This window comes from Photobacterium nomapromontoriensis (assembly GCF_050336815.1).
Taxonomy (GTDB): domain Bacteria; phylum Pseudomonadota; class Gammaproteobacteria; order Enterobacterales; family Vibrionaceae; genus Photobacterium; species Photobacterium nomapromontoriensis.
In genome coordinates, this window is the sequence record NZ_JAKJSL010000020.1 from 80,800 (window position 1) to 98,633 (window position 17,834).

General features: G+C 45.1%; 16 protein-coding genes. 4 read left to right on the forward strand and 12 right to left on the reverse strand.

The window, feature by feature from the left end:
- Window positions 1-69: 69 nt before the first annotated feature.
- The 4 genes from L4D12_RS06450 to L4D12_RS06465 all read right to left on the reverse strand — a co-directional run bounded on the left by L4D12_RS06450 (window position 70) and on the right by L4D12_RS06465 (window position 4,534).
- Window positions 70-1,221 carry a M20 aminoacylase family protein gene (locus tag L4D12_RS06450; protein ID WP_428447002.1) on the reverse strand — a complete coding sequence of 384 codons (1,152 nt, stop codon included), beginning with the start codon at window positions 1,219-1,221 and terminating at the stop codon, window positions 70-72.
- Window positions 1,222-1,324: 103 nt separating this feature from the next.
- Window positions 1,325-2,287, reverse strand: coding sequence for a DMT family transporter (locus L4D12_RS06455; RefSeq protein WP_428447003.1), 963 nt, complete (start codon window positions 2,285-2,287; stop codon window positions 1,325-1,327).
- A 168-nt stretch (window positions 2,288-2,455) separates the two neighbouring features.
- Complete coding sequence (locus tag L4D12_RS06460) at window positions 2,456-3,283, reverse strand: maleate cis-trans isomerase family protein (protein ID WP_428447004.1); 828 nt, start codon at window positions 3,281-3,283, stop codon at window positions 2,456-2,458.
- 84 nt (window positions 3,284-3,367) lie between these two features.
- The gene (locus L4D12_RS06465; protein ID WP_428447005.1) at window positions 3,368-4,534 is read right to left on the reverse strand and encodes a M24 family metallopeptidase; all 1,167 of its coding nucleotides are present in this window, start codon (window positions 4,532-4,534) and stop codon (window positions 3,368-3,370) included.
- Window positions 4,535-4,875: 341 nt separating this feature from the next.
- Between L4D12_RS06465 and L4D12_RS06470 the strand changes: the two genes are divergently transcribed.
- The 4 genes from L4D12_RS06470 (at window position 4,876) to L4D12_RS06485 (ending at window position 8,016) form a co-directional block, all read left to right on the forward strand.
- The gene (locus tag L4D12_RS06470) at window positions 4,876-5,547 is read left to right on the forward strand and encodes a helix-turn-helix transcriptional regulator (RefSeq protein WP_428447006.1); all 672 of its coding nucleotides are present in this window, start codon (window positions 4,876-4,878) and stop codon (window positions 5,545-5,547) included.
- A 23-nt stretch (window positions 5,548-5,570) separates the two neighbouring features.
- On the forward strand, window positions 5,571-5,957 hold the full coding sequence (locus tag L4D12_RS06475; protein ID WP_428447007.1) for a RidA family protein: 387 nt from the start codon (window positions 5,571-5,573) through the stop codon (window positions 5,955-5,957).
- Window positions 5,958-6,033: 76 nt separating this feature from the next.
- Entirely contained in the window at window positions 6,034-7,209 is a 1,176-nt protein-coding gene (dpaL, locus tag L4D12_RS06480) for a diaminopropionate ammonia-lyase (RefSeq protein WP_428447008.1), read from the forward strand.
- Window positions 7,210-7,473: 264 nt separating this feature from the next.
- Window positions 7,474-8,016, forward strand: coding sequence for a type II secretion system protein (locus L4D12_RS06485; RefSeq protein ID WP_428447009.1), 543 nt, complete (start codon window positions 7,474-7,476; stop codon window positions 8,014-8,016).
- Window positions 8,017-8,406: 390 nt separating this feature from the next.
- Here the strand turns inward: L4D12_RS06485 and L4D12_RS06490 are convergent, their stop codons facing one another.
- From L4D12_RS06490 to proV, 8 genes are all read right to left on the reverse strand, one after another.
- Window positions 8,407-9,831, reverse strand: coding sequence for an aspartate kinase (locus L4D12_RS06490; RefSeq protein WP_428447010.1), 1,425 nt, complete (start codon window positions 9,829-9,831; stop codon window positions 8,407-8,409).
- Between the two features lie 73 nt (window positions 9,832-9,904).
- Window positions 9,905-10,291: an ectoine synthase gene (locus tag L4D12_RS06495; protein ID WP_428447100.1), complete on the reverse strand. Its 387-nt coding sequence runs from the start codon at window positions 10,289-10,291 to the stop codon at window positions 9,905-9,907.
- Between the two features lie 13 nt (window positions 10,292-10,304).
- Window positions 10,305-11,570 (reverse strand): diaminobutyrate--2-oxoglutarate transaminase, encoded by a 1,266-nt coding sequence (gene ectB / locus L4D12_RS06500; protein WP_428447011.1) that lies wholly within the window; start codon window positions 11,568-11,570, stop codon window positions 10,305-10,307.
- 24 nt (window positions 11,571-11,594) lie between these two features.
- On the reverse strand, window positions 11,595-12,137 hold the full coding sequence (gene ectA / locus L4D12_RS06505) for a diaminobutyrate acetyltransferase (protein ID WP_428447101.1): 543 nt from the start codon (window positions 12,135-12,137) through the stop codon (window positions 11,595-11,597).
- A gap of 375 nt (window positions 12,138-12,512) precedes the next feature.
- On the reverse strand, window positions 12,513-13,490 hold the full coding sequence (locus tag L4D12_RS06510; RefSeq protein ID WP_428447012.1) for a DMT family transporter: 978 nt from the start codon (window positions 13,488-13,490) through the stop codon (window positions 12,513-12,515).
- 993 nt (window positions 13,491-14,483) lie between these two features.
- A complete protein-coding gene (gene proX / locus L4D12_RS06515; protein ID WP_428447013.1) occupies window positions 14,484-15,494 on the reverse strand; it encodes a glycine betaine/L-proline ABC transporter substrate-binding protein ProX in 1,011 nt (336 codons plus the stop codon).
- Complete coding sequence (gene proW / locus L4D12_RS06520; RefSeq protein ID WP_428447014.1) at window positions 15,491-16,573, reverse strand: glycine betaine/L-proline ABC transporter permease ProW; 1,083 nt, start codon at window positions 16,571-16,573, stop codon at window positions 15,491-15,493. Before proW ends, proX begins: the two co-directional genes overlap by 4 nt.
- A 3-nt stretch (window positions 16,574-16,576) precedes the next feature.
- Window positions 16,577-17,764 carry a glycine betaine/L-proline ABC transporter ATP-binding protein ProV gene (gene proV / locus L4D12_RS06525; RefSeq protein WP_428447015.1) on the reverse strand — a complete coding sequence of 396 codons (1,188 nt, stop codon included), beginning with the start codon at window positions 17,762-17,764 and terminating at the stop codon, window positions 16,577-16,579.
- Window positions 17,765-17,834 lie beyond the last annotated feature (70 nt).

Consider the following 17,834-nt stretch of genomic DNA (forward strand, 5'->3'; position numbering starts at 1 on the left):
TTGTATTAAGCAGCATGAAAAAAGCCAGTCAGTTTTCTGACTGGCTTTTTATTTAAGGGGAAAGAGCGATTATGCGTTTAGTTGTTGCTCAACTAATGTCTGCCAGAAGTTCACGCCTGACATTAGTATTTCATCATTGAAATCGTACAGCGGGTTGTGCAGGGCAGTACCACCACATTCGCCTACGCCGTTACCAACTAGGATGTAACAACCTTTCGCTTCACGTAGCATGAAAGAGAAATCTTCACTGATGGTAAATGGCTGGCAGCTGCCGTTTACTTTGTCTTCGCCTGCCACCGCAATCGCCGCGCGTACCGCGTGCTCGGTTTCTGCTGGGGTATTAATGGTCGACAGGAAGCTGTTGTTGAACTTGAACGAGTAGTCAACACCGGCAGCCATACAGGTACCAGCGGCAACACGCTCAAGGGCTTTTTCGATCTTGAATAGCGCTTGGTCAGTAAAGCTGCGGGTATCACCTTTGATCGTCACGCGAGATGGGATCACGTTAACTGTACCGTTAGTCGCAAACTCAGTCACAGAGATAACCGCTGTTTCATCAATTGCGCTCAGGTGGCGGGAAACGATAGTCTGAATAGCCAGTACGATTTGTGAACCTACCACGATTGGGTCTGTACCCATGTGAGGCATGGCTGCGTGGCCACCCGTCGCAATTACTTCGATTTCAAAGCTGCTTTCACTGGCCATTAGCGAGTGAGGGCGAGTCACGAAATGACCTGCTTCAATTCCTGGCAGGTTATGCATTGCATACACTGCATCAATCTTCCAGCGGGTGAATAAGCCATCAGCAATCATCGCTTTGGCACCAACACCATGCTCTTCGCCTGGTTGGAAAATAAAGTAAACGGTACCGTCGAAGTTACGGGTACGCGCTAGTTCATGTGCAGCGCCCAGCAACATGGCAGTGTGGCCGTCATGGCCACAAGCGTGCATCACACCTTCATTAACAGAGGCATGGCAAAAGGTATTTTTTTCGTGAATGTGCAGGGCATCCATATCTGCACGAAGGCCGATAGAGCGATCACTGTCACCACATTTTAGAATACCCACCACACCGGTTTGGCCGATATTGCGGTGCACTTCAATCCCAAACTCTTCCAGTTTAGTCGCGACCATTTCGGCGGTCATCACCTCTTCAAAACCAAACTCAGGGTGCTTATGGATATGACGACGCCATTCAGTAACTTGCTGCTTAATGGTCATGATGATTTACCTCTGTTGTACAAATCGGCGCAGCAGGGGAACTGCTGCGCGTATTATTTTTGATAGTTATATAATGTCGGTCTAAATTGGCATAGAAGCTGAATTATGCTTTTTGCGTATCAAGTACTGCGGCTTCTTCTTTCGCCTTGTCGTTGCCGAACTTCATGAACATCATCATAGAGACGATGACCACAGCAATGGCTAGAAGACGCATTGGTGTTACAGACTCACCCAGTGCGAATACAGCAAGAACGAATGAAGACAGTGGCATTAGGTTTAGTGCCATACCCGTACCATCAACGCCTACACGCTCCATGGCGTAGATGTAGATGATGTAGCTCACACCAGAGATACCAACACCTAGGATAGTGATACATAGGATACGCAGTGGAGAGCTGAAGATACCAAGCGCAGCGCTTAGATCCGCACCGGTGAACACAAGGTATAGACCGAAGCCGATTGATGCGAAAACAAACTGGTGGAACATCGTTGCCACTGAGCCGTATTTTTCTGCCAGTTCAGCACGAGCGTAGGCCATTGTAGCGAAACTTGCCGCACTCGCGAAACAGATTAGGTGGCCAATGTTGAAACCGCTGGTTTCTGATTTTGGATCCATAACCAGGATAGCGACACCGATGAAGGCACCTAGCGCAGCTAGCATTTGCATTGGCGTGAAGCGAGCATTGTGACGGAAGAAACCGACAGTCAGAATCAAGATAGGGATTAGGCCCTGGATAACACCGTTTTCAGATGCAGTGATATAGTCAAGTGATAGGAATGAAAAGAAACTGAATGCGCCTTGACCGATGATACCACATGCGGCAGACCACACGATGTCGTGACGGTTTTCCCAGTTCAATTTAAAGTCACGCTTTTTCTCAACTTTACCCGTTGCAATGCCTACGTTTAGAATAATGGCAAGGGTAATGAAGGCCACGGTGTAACGTGCCCAAACTAATACTTGCGCATCCATGACTTCCAAAAGTGGCGTACCAACGATCCATGGAATACCCCACAGAAGACCGATGAAAATTGCTGCTATCCAACCCATTGTTGTACGGTTCATAATCTAAATCCTTTATTGTCCATTTATTTAAGACGAGCGTCCCCGTAAGCCCTAATTCGTAGGCTTATATTCCGTAATTCTCTGTGGGGACGGTCGCTAACCGGTAACGCTAAACTTGATGCTTTAAGGGGGTTATCCCTTCTGTCACTTGTTTCCTGAGTCGGATGACTAGGCTGTCACTTCTGTATCAAGGCCAAGGATGCGATCATAATCGATGGCTGTGGTGCCTAAATTCAGCAGGTGACCATAACCCGGGCAAGATGCTGCTTTACCGGTTAGGTGCATGGCATGCCAGAACATGGCAGAGTTGCTGCACACAACAGGGATATTGAATTTGTTTTCAATTTCTTGAATATGGTCAAGTACACGCAAGTTGGTGCATGACATGAAGACAAGATCCGCACCAGATTCAGGCAGGATTTTCTCTAGTGCGTCAAGCATAGATTGCTTAGAAACGGTGGTGATATCAGTATCGCGTTCGATACCGAGTGAACCCAATACCACGACTTCAAAGCCTGCTTTAGTTAGCTGCTGATACAGTGGGAAGTTCACATCAGTTGGGTAAGGGGAGAAAACAGCAATTTTTTTCGCGCCAAGGTGCTTAAAGGCGGCTTGTGCGGCTGTCCAAGGGTTGGTAGCAGGGATATCGCCACGATTTTTGGTTAATAGGCCAGCAACGCGTTCTTCACCAATGATGATTGACGCTGAAGTGCAACCGAATGCCATCACATCCATAGGTAGGCCGTAAGCGATCAGATCAGAGGCCTCGCTGATACCGCTAGCAATGCGATCCAGTGCTTCTGGTGTCATTTCGCTGCTGTAGAAAACACGAGAGCTAAATACCGCGGCTTGAGTCCCCAGTAATTTTGCCCAGTCCATCTCTAAAGAGTGATCTGTGCTTAGCTGAACAAGGCCGATATGGGTACGGTCGATACGTGGCGCAGGCTCATACGTTAGTGGCACTTCAAACTGCTTAAAATCGTCAATGGTGTTCATGTGTGCTTTTCTCTTCTATGAGGGCTGGTGGGCCAGCCCTTATTGTTATTGTATTGCTATTATGTCGTCGTCAGGTCGGGTAGATTACTGGATAATGATCAGTTCTGGTTCTGCGCGCTCGCTCAGCCACTCGGCACCGTCTTCAGTGATCACGATGTTTTCTTCGTGAACCATTGACTTACCTGGTGCGTAAACCATGCCTGGTTCAAGAGTCATCACCATGCCAGGCTTCAAGATAGTATTGTCTGTTGCCGTATTTGATGGACGCTCAGTTAGCTCCATACCCAAACCGTGGCCCAAGCGACCTACGTCATTACCTAGCGCACCGTTGGCTTCAAGTACTTTCCACATTGCGTTGTAGATATCAGTGGTTGTTGCACCTGGTTTCGCTGCTGCAAAGCCTGCGGTTGTTGCTTCGTAAGTTGCACGGTACGCGTCTTTTGTCTGCTCGCTTGCAGAGCCGAATGCCCAGTTACGGTCGAAGTCAGAGAAGTAACCGTCACGTACTGCACCAGTGTCGATGATCAATACGTCGCCATCTTCAATCACGCGATCCGTTGGACCCATGATGATAGAGTCGTAACCGTCTTGGCCAGAACCTGCGATGATGTACGGACATTCATCAGCACCTTCCATGAGCATATCGATACGGAAACGCTTACAGATTTCACGCTCTGACATACCAGCACGTGCATATTCCGGTACTTTTGCAAAGCCCACATTAGTAATACGGCAGATTTCTTTGATTTTTGCGATTTCAGCTGGAGACTTAATTTGACGCAAACCGTGCATTTCCAGTGACACGTCCACGAAGTCTTTCTTCACAAGAGTCGTCAGCTTCATGTAGTTGTTTACAGGCATACGAAGGTGAGACTCGATACCCAGTGTTGCACCTACACGGCCAAAGCGACAAGGTAGAGTGTTCAGGAAGCTTGCTACCAGGCTGATGCCATCATCTTCAGGACGTGGTGACGGCCAAGTAATGATGTTATCGATCCAAGTACCCGCCATACCGCTTGCGCCGATTTCAGGGATAATTGCCGTTGGTTTACCTTCTGCAGGGATAACAACAAACCAAGGACGCGTCGGGCTGTGCCAGAATTGTGTATGGAAACCAGTGAAATAGCGAACATTTGGCTCTGTGGTGAAAAGCATGGCATCAAGCTTTTGCTCACGCATTACTTTCTGAGCACGAGCGGTACGTTCTTCAAATTCAGCTAGTTCAAATCCACGTGCTAGGTAATTCATCATCTGTTATCCCTCATTACTTTTAATGTTCTTTCGGTTACATCAAGTGAACTAAGATGTATTAAAGTTCACTATAGTTGACGTTATGGCGGCAAGTTTACTGATAATTGAGTCAAATAATGTGACCGAAGTCGCGAAGTTAACGATTGTGAACCAAAAGTGGTGCGTTCGGGGTGATTTTAGTGAGCAAGGTCAACTTTTTTGAACTTTTGCGGTTATTTTAGTTGATTATAGGTCACTAATAGCGTTCTATAGTTACCGAGATTTAATTTTAGAGTTGAAAGGTTACGGCCTTTGCATCACAATATCGTCAATTTAAGTTAACAAAAGTGGCCTGGATAAGCATGAAGACCTCTGATTCACTGTCAACAAAATTTACTGATAAGGACAAAGAGATCCTCACTTCGTACTTTCGGTTAGCAGATACCATTGCCGATTTTATCGGTCCTCATAGTGAAGTGGTGATCCACTCCTTTGAGAACTTTGAAAAATCAGTCGTGAAGATAGTCAATGGACATCACACTGGCCGGACGCTTGAGTCTCCAATCACTGATTTGGGCTTGAGAATGCTGAGTGCGTTTGAAAAAACGGGCGAGGTCACGCCAAAAAGTTACTTTACCCAGAGTAAAGATGGCTCTTTGCTGAAATCGACCACCTGTATTCTTGCGGGTGAAGAAGGTAAGCCGATTGGCATGTTCTGTATCAATATGAACTTGTCATTCCCATTTCCTGAAATCATCAAAACACTGATGCCTGAAGTGGGCCATGCCAATATTGGTATGAGTGAAAACTTCAGCGCATGTGCGACGGATGTTATCGATCAGGCAGTTAACCATGCTATTACCGATATTGAGAATGATGCCTCTATCAATTTAAAAGGTAAGAACAAAGCCATCACGAAGCTATTGTTTGAAAACGGCATCTTTGAATTAAAAGAAGCCACAGCAATTGTTTCGGAGCGGTTAGGTATCACTCGTCACGCAATTTATAAGTACTTGCGCGAGTTTAAGTCATAGTTACGGATAGCAAGAGACATACGATGAAAACACAAATTCATACAGATTCAGCTCCAGCAGCAATTGGTCCATATTCACAAGCATTGGCATTCAGCGATCTTGTTTTCACTTCTGGCCAGTTACCGTTAGATCCTGCAACCATGGCATTTGCTGAAGGCGGCATTAAAGAGCAGGCGCGTCAGTCTCTGGCTAACCTGAAATCGATTCTTGAAGAAGCGGGTGCTTCTATGGATACCGTGCTAAAAACCACGTGTTTCCTTTCTGATATGGAAAACTTTGCCGCATTTAATGAAGTGTACACTGAGTTCTTCGGTACTGACGTTGCTCCAGCACGTTCTTGTGTGCAAGCGGCTCGTCTACCAAAAGATGCGTTAGTTGAAGTTGAAGCGATTGCTTACATCAATAAGTAATTCGTTGTTTTAATCTGGTAACCCTTGTTCCCCTGCTCGGGTTGCCTGTTTCCCCCCTATGCCTGAAGTGATCGCGATGTTAAAAGTATCTAAAAACCCAAATTACACTGGCGAAGTAAGCGCGCTATTTTCTAAAGAAGCCGCTGCTGCGACTCGTTCATTCCACCAGCAGATCGAGGGTTACACCCCAACACCGTTGGTATCACTGCCTAACTTGGCTAAGCACCTAGGTGTGAAGGCTATTTTAGTGAAAGACGAATCAAAGCGTTTCGGTCTGAATGCATTTAAAGTATTGGGCGGTTCGTACGCACTGGGTCGAGTATTGGCTGAACACCTGAACATGGACATCAGCGAAATCGATTTGAAAACAGTGGCATCTAAGCTAGAAAAACCACTGGTGTTCACTACCGCAACGGCGGGTAACCACGGCACAGGCGTTGCGTGGGCTGCACGTGAAATGGGTCAGAAAGCCGTTGTTTACATGCCAAAGGGTTCACCTCAGGCAAGTGTTGACCGTATCCGTGGTCTTGGTGCTGAATGCATCGTAACAGATGTAAACTACGATGACACAGTACGCCTCGCGAACAAAACAGCGGAAGAAAACGGTTGGATGCTAGTACAAGATACTGCATGGGAAGGTTACGAGCAGATCCCAACATGGATCTCTCAAGGTTACATGACCATGGCTGACGAAGCGGTTGAACAAGCTGAAGCGATGACAGAAGGTCTGCCAACACACGTTATGCTACAGGCTGGCGTTGGCGCAATGGCGGGTGGTGTGCTTGGTTTTATGGCTGACCGACTAGGCGCTGGTAACTTCAACGCAATCATCGGTGAACCGGCTGCGGCAGATTGTATCTACCGTTCTGGCCTTGTGGGTGAGATGGTTAACGTAACAGGTTCACTTAGCTCTATCATGGCAGGTCTTGCCTGTGGCGAGCCAAACCCAGTAACCTGGCCAATTCTGCGTGATTGCAGCCATTCGTTCGTGTCTGTAGAAGACAATGTAGCGGCAACAGGCATGCGTATCCTTGGTAACCCACTGAAAGGCGACGAAGCGGTTATCAGTGGTGAATCAGGTGCTATCACTATGGGTATGCTATACCTGCTGATGACAACAGAAGCTGGCCGCGAGCAGGCTGCTGAAATGGGCTTAGGTGAAGACTCTGTGGTAATGCTATTTAGCACAGAAGGCGACACCAACCCAGCACGTTACCGTCGTATCGTGTGGGAAGGCGAGCAAGCGCTATAATCTCATTTGAGATAATAAGCCAATGCTGAATAATGGATAAAAAGAGGCCGAAAGGCCTCTTTTTTTGTCTTTAGATCCGGATCATCTCGCTATTTGTTATCCGCTAAGAGGCCAGTGTATGGATACCTTTAGCGTGAAATTCATAGCGAAAGAAAAATGGAAAAATACATTTTGAAAATGCTTAACCGTCTTGAACCTTAAACTATCAAGCACATGATATTATTGCTTCATAATTGTACACCTTGTTTGTCCATGGTGAGAGAAATGAAGCGCAATGGTTTTACTCTGATAGAGCTTGTAGTTGTCATTGTGATCTTAGGAATCCTGGCCGTGACCGTTGCGCCACGGTTTCTGGGAATACAAAGTGATGCCAAGATCGCAGTATTAGAAGCCACGGAAGGGGCAATGGAGTCGGCATTTAGCCTCTTTGCGGCAAAAACAGAATTACCCTCAGCCGATATCGTTCAAGACGGTAATGGTCGTTATATGATTGTTAATGATGTGCATATTCGAATCGATGAATATGATCATTATCCATGGTTCTCATATTTCGCGTTAGGAAAGGATCATGTTGTGATAGAAGCCTTGAAGGCATTAATGAATATCGATGTGTATCCGTTAGACGACAATAATAAAGGCAGTCATCACCTGAATATAGAAGGTGATGTTGATGGCGGTTTCTTTGTTTTTCCTCAGATCGATAATTTCTATGGGCAGGGTGATATACCACAATGTTATTTGAAATATACGCCAGCTGATGAGAGGCATCCAAAATCAGAATTTGCTTTGAAGTTGACAGAATGTTGATCAGGTTTTAGAGGTAATAGGTCTATACCTAAGTCACCTAATGGAGCAGATTAAAAGAATAAACAAGAGCTGAACGGCCTCTTTCTTGATTTTTAATATACGTAAAGTGTCTGAGAGGAGATTATGTGCCGCTTCCTTGCAGCTTTATTTTTTATCCCGTTCTACACGTCATGTAGCTGGTATAAGACGTACTATCTTACGTCTGTACTTTAGAGGGTATAACCCTAAAGAGATGATTTATCGTAACTGCATGATTTTTTTGATGTGTAACGTGGGTGATCTGAATGTTCAGCATGCAAGTTTGTGAACATTTGTTGGTTATAGAAAAGGCCTGCCAGCAGCAGACCTTTTGTTGTTTTAAGCACTCTACACGTTTATGAATGCGCGGAACTAAGCCACTTGCGTGACTTTCTTGGCATTGATTTTCGCTTCAAAGAACTCTTGGTGCAGTGCGCAGATAGCCTGTTCATATTCTTTGTCATTGACCACAAATTGGACGTTAACGTTACGCATGGATGAGTGTAGTGCAACAGGGGTGACATCATTATTCATTAATGCCAGTACCCCTTTAGCTAACGTTTTATTGGTGTCAATTTGTGATCCGATGGCTGAGATCAACGCGACCATGCGGCCTTTTATTGAGGCAGCTGGATAGAGTTTCTCCGCTTTGTATAACACCTTATTCAGGCTGTCGGTACTGCCGCCCAAATAGTAGGTGATGGAGTTGGCGTTCATCTCTTTTCCAACTAAGCTGACGCGGGTATCGGCGATGATTTGCATCAGATCATAGCTGACATTATCAACCTGACCGACCATCGCCTGATCAAATACATGCAGGGCAAACACTTTCTCTTTACCGGCGATGATCTCGATTTTATCTGTTTCGGGGCTGTAACCTGCCGAAATCAATGTGCCTTTGTGTTCAGGCTCGAAGGTATTCTTAATTTGCAGTTCGATACCATTTTCACGAAGCCCTGCTGCGGCATTGGGATGAATCGCTTCCATCCCTAAATTAGCGAGCTGATCGGCGACGTCGTAGTTGGTGTAGCCAATCGGCAGCACCTTGTCTTGGCCAACAACACGTGGGTCTGCCGAGCTCAGGTGGTACTCTTTGTGGATGATAGCTAAATCGGCTTTGGTCAGAGAGGCGATACGACTGAAGGTCATTTCACTGTAACCACGGTCATAGGTGGTCATCAGCCCTTCTTTACAGTAGGCGTAGCCCGTCACAATCGGCAGTTCTTTGCTTACATCAATCGTACTAAATGCTTCACCAATGGTTTCATCGAGGGTTTTTGGGGTCTGAGTGTCCCAGCCTGAGAGATCAACGAAGGTGGCATTAACCCCCAGTGTTTTCAGTTTCAGCGCAGTATTATAGGCACTGTGCGCTTCACCCATTGAAGAAAGAAACTCTCTGATCTGCGGTAAGTAGTGGCGCAGGGTAAACTGCCCGTATTGGCAGGTTTCAAGGATATTGGTGATGCAGGTTTTTGCTTCTGCGATGCGCGAGCGAATAAAGGTATCGGCCCGCATACGGTTCATCGGATCAGCAAAGATGAATTCATTGGTGAGCAGCATGCGCTCTTCAACGTAAGCGAGTGCTTCTTCCCATTTGTCATTACGCTTAGCGATCAGCTGGTATACGCCGGGCTTGCTGGTTTTTTTACATTCCAGCAGCGCATCAGTAATGCCGCCATACGCGGAAACCACAAAGACACGGTTATAGCGATTTTCCGGACGAAGAATAATGTTGTCGAGCACTGCATCAAATGCAGTCATTGAAGTACCGCCGATTTTTTCTACGGTATAAGTCATGATGAAGCCTTTTTGATGATTAAAAGAAAAGAATATGGCTGAGGGTGGGGTGCGAGACCCCACTTAGAACCCGTTACTCAACAACCGGATACACACCATTTTCATCATGTACTTCCGTCCCAGTGATCGGTGGGTTGAAAACACAGGCCATGACCATCTCTTTGTTTTTGTAAGCTCGCAGGTAGTGCTCATCATGTTTATCTAGAATATACAGAGTACCAGGCTGAATCGGGTAGGTTTCGCCGCCTACGACCTCGATCTCGCCTTCACCGCTCATGCAGTAAACGGATTCCAGATGGTTTTTATAGTGAATATGGGTTTCTGTATCTTCATAAATGGTCGTGATGTGGAAAGAAAACCCCATGTTGTCGTCTTTCAATAACATTCGGACACTTTCCCAGTTATCCGAGACAACACGTCGTTCACTATTTTTGCACTCATCGAGTGTTCTTACGATCATCATTTCTTCCTTGTTAAGATGCTTTTTTGAAGTACTTTGCCGCGATAGATTCAACGGCACCTTCGAAAATATTGAGTCCTTGTTCAAGCTCGGCTGCCGTGATGGTCAGTGGGCAGAAAAACTTCACGACTTCATCATTCGGGCCTGCGGTTTCAATGATCATGCCATTTTTAAAACACGCTTTTGCGATATCGCGTGAGATATCATCATGCTTACATTCAATGCCTATCATCATGCCGCGGCCTTTCTGTTTCACAAACAGATCGGGGAAGCGTTTAATGGAACGCTGGATGACGAGACTGACTTGCTTTGAACATTGCTGAATATGGGATTCAAAATTGCGGTTTGACCAGTAGATTTCCAGAGCTGTTGCAGCCGTTACGAAGGCGTGGTTATTACCACGGAATGTTCCGTTGTGCTCTCCGGGTTTCCAAATATCAAGTTCAGGTTTGAGTAGCACCACCGCCATCGGTAAGCCATACCCACTGATTGATTTTGAGAGTGTGACAATATCCGGGGTAATGCCCGCGGGTTCAAAGCTGAAGAATGTGCCTGTACGGCCACAGCCCGCCTGAATGTCATCGACGATCATAAGGATATCGTGCACCTTACAGATCTTACTTAAGCGCTGTAGCCATTCGTCAGAGGCGACATTGAGGCCGCCTTCGCCTTGTACGGTTTCGAGCAGTACTGCTGCAGGCTTATCCATACCGGAGGAGTTGTCAGATAACATGGTTTCAAATAACGCTAAGCCATCAATACCGGCATAGCCTTCAAATGGGATGCGTGTGACATTGTTCAGGCTAGCACCTGCTCCCTGACGATGGTGTTGATTGCCTGTAGCAGCAAGTGCACCCGCTGTACAACCATGGAAGCCGTTGGTAAAGGCGACAATGCTGCTTCTATTTTTAACTTTCTTTGCTAATTTAATTGCCGCTTCAACAGCGTTTGTCCCGGTTGGGCCAGTAAATTGCATTTTGTAGTTTAAGCCTCTTGGCTCGAGAATGTAGCGGCTGAATGCGCTAAGAAAGTCGGCTTTAGCATTGGAATGCATATCTAAACCATGGGTAATGCCATCCATTCCAATGTAATCAAGCAAGGCTTCTTTTAAGACGGGGTTATTGTGTCCGTAATTCAGTGATCCGGCGCCGGCAAGGAAGTCTAAGTAACGATCTCCATTGTTGGTTTCTAGCCAGCAGCCTTTGGCTTTTTGAAATACAACCGGAAAGCTGTTTGAGTATGAGCGTACGTTGGATTCTTGTTTTTTGAAAATATCCATGATAAGGCCGTTTATGATTCCTAATTATTGAGAGTTATTTAATGGGATTCGATACAGGTGTTCCGTATCGTGCTTACCTTTGAAATGTGCTTCACCATCTAAAAACGTTGATACGACCCCTCGATTATTGTGTTTAGCATCGAGTTTTTTAAATAGCGCCCATGAGGCATCGTTCTCTTTAGTAATGGTCGTTTCTACGGCTTGTACGTTTGTGAGGGCCTCCCTCTTTAAAAGAGCAGTAAGCATACGCATTGCGAGGCCATTGCCACGAAAGCGAGGGGAGACGGCGACTTGCCAGACAAATAAAACATCGGGTTCGTTGGGCTTTTGGTAACCCGAAATAAAACCTGCAATATCGCCTTTGTGCTCGGCGAGAACACAGGTCTTGCTGAAGTGAGTGGATTGGAGAAAGTTGCAGTATGAAGAGTTGGTATCTAATGGGGGGCAATTCGCGATTAGGCTGTAAATCGCATCGCCATCGGTAACCGTCGGTTCACGAAACGTCCATTTCGAACCAGGCGTGTCTCCATTTTCTGGATTTTTAACCTTTGGTGTGGGTGTGATAATAGATTGATACATATCCTTTGAGCCCTAATCAATTTCCTTCATTATTATGCCCATCTTAGCTAACTGAAAATCAAGCTATAGGCGCCTTTCTCTGCAGATATGTGACAATTATCACATATTGTTAACTATAAATAAAGTCAAAAAATGCTTTGAGGTCTAAATTAATGGATTTTCAAATCTATTCATAGTTAACTGCAATGTTACAAAATGCAGAGCATTTTACTCAATAAGAAGGCGTAGTAACTGGGGTAAATAGGAGGCGAAGAAGGGGAGAGAGTGAGGCGGTGAAATAGAAACGGCATACCGAAATATGCCGTTTAATCAGAGTGTAGATTGTTTCTTGCGTCAGACCGTTGTTCTTATATGGCGCTAAAATCAGGCTTCTTGTGCGTTAAGCTCTGGGGCTTTGCTGACGGGAACTTTCGTTTCGTATTTAGTAAATACGTACAGGGCAACAACAATCAGCGAAACGATGATAGTTTTACTTAGTACCATCTCCTCACCCAATGTGAAGACTGCAACCAAATAACCGACTAATGGCATTAGGTTCAGTGCCATGGTCGCTTTTTCTACACCGATTTGTTTGAATGAGTAAAGTTGGATAAGGTAGCTACCCCCAGAGATCCCCATGCCAAGGAAAATGAGCAGGCTGATCAGTAGTGGGCTTGATAGAATGATATTGATCTGAGAGAGGTCAAGATCCATCGCGATTACGACAAATACTCCAAGTACGGCGACCGAGATATATTGATACAGCATTGATACGACAGAGCCGTATTTTTCAGCAAGGCTACTACGTAGATAGGCCGTCCAGGCCAGTGACAACATAGAAATAGTCACATAAGCAAAACCCAGTAGTGAGTTACCATTTTCAACCACTGTTGTTGGCCCTACACTCATGGCGTAGATACACAGTGCAGATGCAATGAAGGCGCCCCATTGAATTTTGTTCATTTTAAAATGCATAAACATCATGCCAAAGAAAACGGTGGCGAAAGGCTGCATGCCTTGGATCACACCGTTTTCAGTTGCACCAATGTGGGAGAGGGAAAGGAAATTAAATAAAGAGAAAACGCCTTGGCCAATAATGCCGCACAGGGCAATTTTTACGATGTCTTTTTTCTCTATTTTTAAACTTGCGCCTAAATCTTTGCTGAGTGATTCACTTTTAGAGGTGAAAAAATAGATAACAGTTAAACCAATTACAGCCGTGACATACCGGAAAAACACCAATGTCATGGGATCTACCGCCATTGACAGCGGCTTTGATACGACGCCAGTTACCCCCCAAATTACAGCCACAGATATTGCTGCTACCCACCCTAAAAATACATTTTTATTTTTTACGTCCATGGTGCCTTCTTATATTTGTTTGGCAAATAAATGTTTAATCGTTTTTTACAGAGCAGCTCGTATATATTTTCTCTGTTTTTGTTTCATCAGATGAATTATTTGTGTAACCACAAGCTGTTGATCGATAAAATAAATTATAATGAAAAGAGATCGCTCTCGAAGTTCAAAGAGATAGTACTGTTTATATCTGTATTAAGTTAACAATAGTTAATTATCTATTGTTGTGTGTATCATCAGTAATTGTATGCATGCTAGTTTACCGATCATACAGTTCAATAATGTGACCTATGTCCAAAAGGTCAGTAAAGTGAACTTGTTGACATGTCTTTATCTTTGAATAGTGATCTAGATCGATTTTTGTTGTTTTTATATCTTATTTACAATGTAAATCATGATTTCGATCTGATTTTTCTTATCCTTTTTAAGTGGAGAGAGCAAGATAGTATTGTAAATGAATCATAATCTTGAATTATAGTTAACTAAAGTGTCCTGTTGGTCTGCGAGGAAGATGATGACGGTGGGCCAATAAAGTTAACCATCAAAGGGGCTGCATGAACGCCAATAAATATGGGATGGTATGCATCTGCGATGCGAAATGAAATTATTTAGTGGGTGGGAAGTTATGTGAACTGAAATTAAAAATTCGGCGAAAATTGAAATTATGTCATTCGTTATTTCTAATAAATGTATACTCACATCATAAATTTATTATTGTTCACCTGATCATTTGACAAAAGGTCACTATCTGACAGAAAGAATGTGTATGAGTTGGCGGATGAAACATTGTCTAGGTATTCAAAGGTAGTGAATGCCATGAAGCCGTAGAACAACATAATTTAAATCGCAAGATAATGGTGGGCAGATGAGTGTGGTTGCGCTGAGATCACTCTGAATCCTGCATCTTGAGGTAACTTGGGTGTATGTTTATTAAAGAAAAAGCAGACACTTATGTGTGTCTGCTTTTGGTTTAAGTCTTTTATGTGTAAATCGCCGTTAGCGAGCTGCTTGTTTTGCTTCATCAAGCCATGTGTTAAAGGTGGCTTGATGCGATTTGATCCAAGCGTTTGCATGGCTTTCAATGTCTGCTGATGAATTTTTACCTTGACTCATGATCATATTTTGGGCGCTGACATCATTGATGTTGAGTTTGATGATTTCAAATAATTTTGCAGCAGCAGGATTTTCGTCAGTAAATGTTTTATTAGCGATAATACGCATTGAATTCATTTCAAACCCATAATTCTTGCCATTTGGCAGGGTGGTATCGACGTTTTTACGCTCATCGGGTAGGGCTGAAAACGGTACTTCAAGCCAAGTAACGTCTTTGCCCGGAACGAGAACACCGCTAACCCAGTAAGGCGTCCAAGTGTAATATAAAACAGGAGAGCCTTTCTTATAGCGCGAAATTGTATCAGCGATAATAGCGGCGTAATTACCTTGATTGTGACTGACAGTATCGCGCAATTTATATGCGGTCAGATGTGCTTCGATGACCCGCTCACAGCCCCAGCCTGGGTTACAGCCTGTTAGATCAGCCTTACCATCACCGTCGGCATCAAACAGTTTGGCAATTTTGGGGTCGGTAAGCTGCGACATGTTGGTAATACCGTATTTTTCAGCGGTTTTTTTGTCGATCAAATAGCCCTGTGCGGCACCGCTGATATAGTGGCCCTTACGGAAAAGCTTCTCGTCACCACCCGCCATGGTGAATTTATCCGCATGGAGTGGGAACCAGCCGACTGTTAGGTAAGTCGCGTCGCCTTCTGCAATGGAGGTGTAACCGACATTATAATCCACTTCTTTTGTCGCTTTAACGGTATAGCCTAATGCTTCCAGTGCTTTGTTGACAATTAAGGTTTGAAAGGTCTCTTCTGCGACGGTTGACTGTAATGGTTGTACTGTGATCCCTTCACCGGGGAGCTTTTCTGCCCATGCAGTGCTTGTGGCACAGGCTGCTGAAACTAATACACTTAATGTTAGTGTCTTCTTCCATGAAGCAATCATGCGTTTTCTCCAATCTTGTTGTCATTATTAATAGATGGTTTGTGTTTTAATACAAAGCCTGCTGGCCCGTGGTGATACCATTTACTTTTTGTATTACGAGAATTAGCACCTAACGCTTGGGTAAGCCGATCGAGTAAAATAGCCATAATCACAATGCCCAATCCCCCCACTGCGGCAAGTCCCATATCAAGCCGACCAATGCCCCGTAATACCATCTGACCCAGACCGCCAACCGCGATCATGGATGCGATAACCACCATCGAAAGTGAGAGCATTAAGGTCTGGTTAACACCTGCCATGATGGTGGGCATTGCTAACGGTAATTGAATCCGATAAAGCATTTGCTTTGGGCTGGCACCAAAGGCATGTCCAGCTTCGATTAATTCGTCGGGGACCTGTTGTATCCCCAGAATCGTTAAGCGAACAACAGGAGGTAAGGCAAAGATGATTGTGACAACGACGCCGGGTACGTTACCGATCCCGAATAACATTACGATAGGTACTAAATAGACAAATGCTGGTGTGGTCTGCATGGCATCCAGTATTGGTCTGATCACTTTCGCTGCCATTGAACTTCTGGCCAGCCAGATCCCCAGGGGCAATCCGATGAGCAAACAGAAGAATACCGAGGTCATCACCAGCGACAAGGTGGTCATCGCTTCAGACCAAGCACCAATTAACCCGATGATCAGTAAGGAAGCCAATGTCGACAAGCCCAGCTTTAATCCCGAAAACTGCCAGGCCAGTAAAAAGAGTAGCATTAACATAATTGGCGCAGGCGTTAAGACGAGCCCTGACTCAAAGGTGGATAAGATAAAATCGATAGGTACGCGAATAGCCTGAAAGATCGGGCGACCATGTTCGACCATCCAGCTCAGCCCCGTATCGACCCATTGGTCAAATGGGATCAGGGCTTCTTGGAAAGGGTTTTGCCAATCGAAGGGGGGTTGTGTGATCTCGGATTCAGCCAGCCATGCATTCTCTGTCCCAGAGGCTGGCGAAGATGTCGATGACCATGGATCTGCCGACTGTTCGGTTTGACTCCATGAGTCACTTGGCGGTGTTGTTTCCTTACCCATGTGTTATTCCCTATCTAATGTTTGTAATAATCGAGACTTGGTGATCACGCCGTAGTAGTTGAGATCTTCATCCACAACGGGTACGGCATAGGGCACATTGGCAACGTGGCTGATCAGCTGGTTTATGGGGGTATTGGGTAAAAGATACTGGCAGTCAGGCAGTAAAGCACTGGACAAAGAACGTTGTTCATCATGTGCTTGTGTTAACGATTCGAGTGAGACAATGCCTGAGAATTTATTGGCTTTATCTACGACTACGCCGTAGTCACGATCATGCTCCATCAACAGTTGCAGAGCCGATGCGGGACCGTCAAGTTCTGATTTTTTAAAGACGGCGACAGGTTTTTTACGGGCAATATCTTTCGCAGAGAGGACTGTCGCAACATTGACCCCGCGGAAAAACGAACGTACGTAATCATTGGCAGGCTGATGAAGGATTTGATCGGGAGTGCCAACCTGGACGACGACGCCATCTTGCATAATGGCAATTTTATCGCCAATCCGCATTGCTTCATCAAGATCATGAGAGATAAAGACAATGGTACGCTTATCGTCATTCTGTAAGCGGATCAGTTCATCTTGCATTTCCGTTCTGATCAATGGGTCGAGCGCTGAAAAGGCCTCATCCATCAATAAAATATCAGGATCACAAGCGAGGGCTCTTGCTAATCCGACTCGTTGTTTCATCCCCCCCGATAATTCATCAGGATATGATGCACAATGATTTGCCAGACCAACCCGTTCTAATGCTGAACGAGCAGACTGCTGCCTGTCTTCAAGGGCAATACCGGCTAACTCTAATCCAAATGCGGTGTTTTCAATGACCGTCATGTGCGGCATTAAGGCAAAATTCTGGAACACCATTGAGATATTATTGCGTCTGACGTCTCGCAATTCTTGGTCTGAAATATGGGCAATATCCCGCTCTCTGAACAAGACCTTGCCCTTGGTCGGTTCAATTAATCGATTCAGTAAGCGGACAAGTGTTGATTTTCCGGAACCAGATAGCCCCATGATGACGAAAATCTCGCCTTCATCAATACTGAGAGAGACATCATGCACCCCCACAGTCAGTCCGGTTTGTTTAAAAATGGTATCTTTATCTAATCCTTTATCGATAAGAGAGAAAGCAGCATCGGGCTTACTCCCAAACACTTTATAGAGGTTCTGTACTTCTAATATGGCAGCCATTTAATATCATCCTTGGCGTCGATCCATTAACAATTCACTCACAAGTAAGTATGTAGAACACTAAACAAAT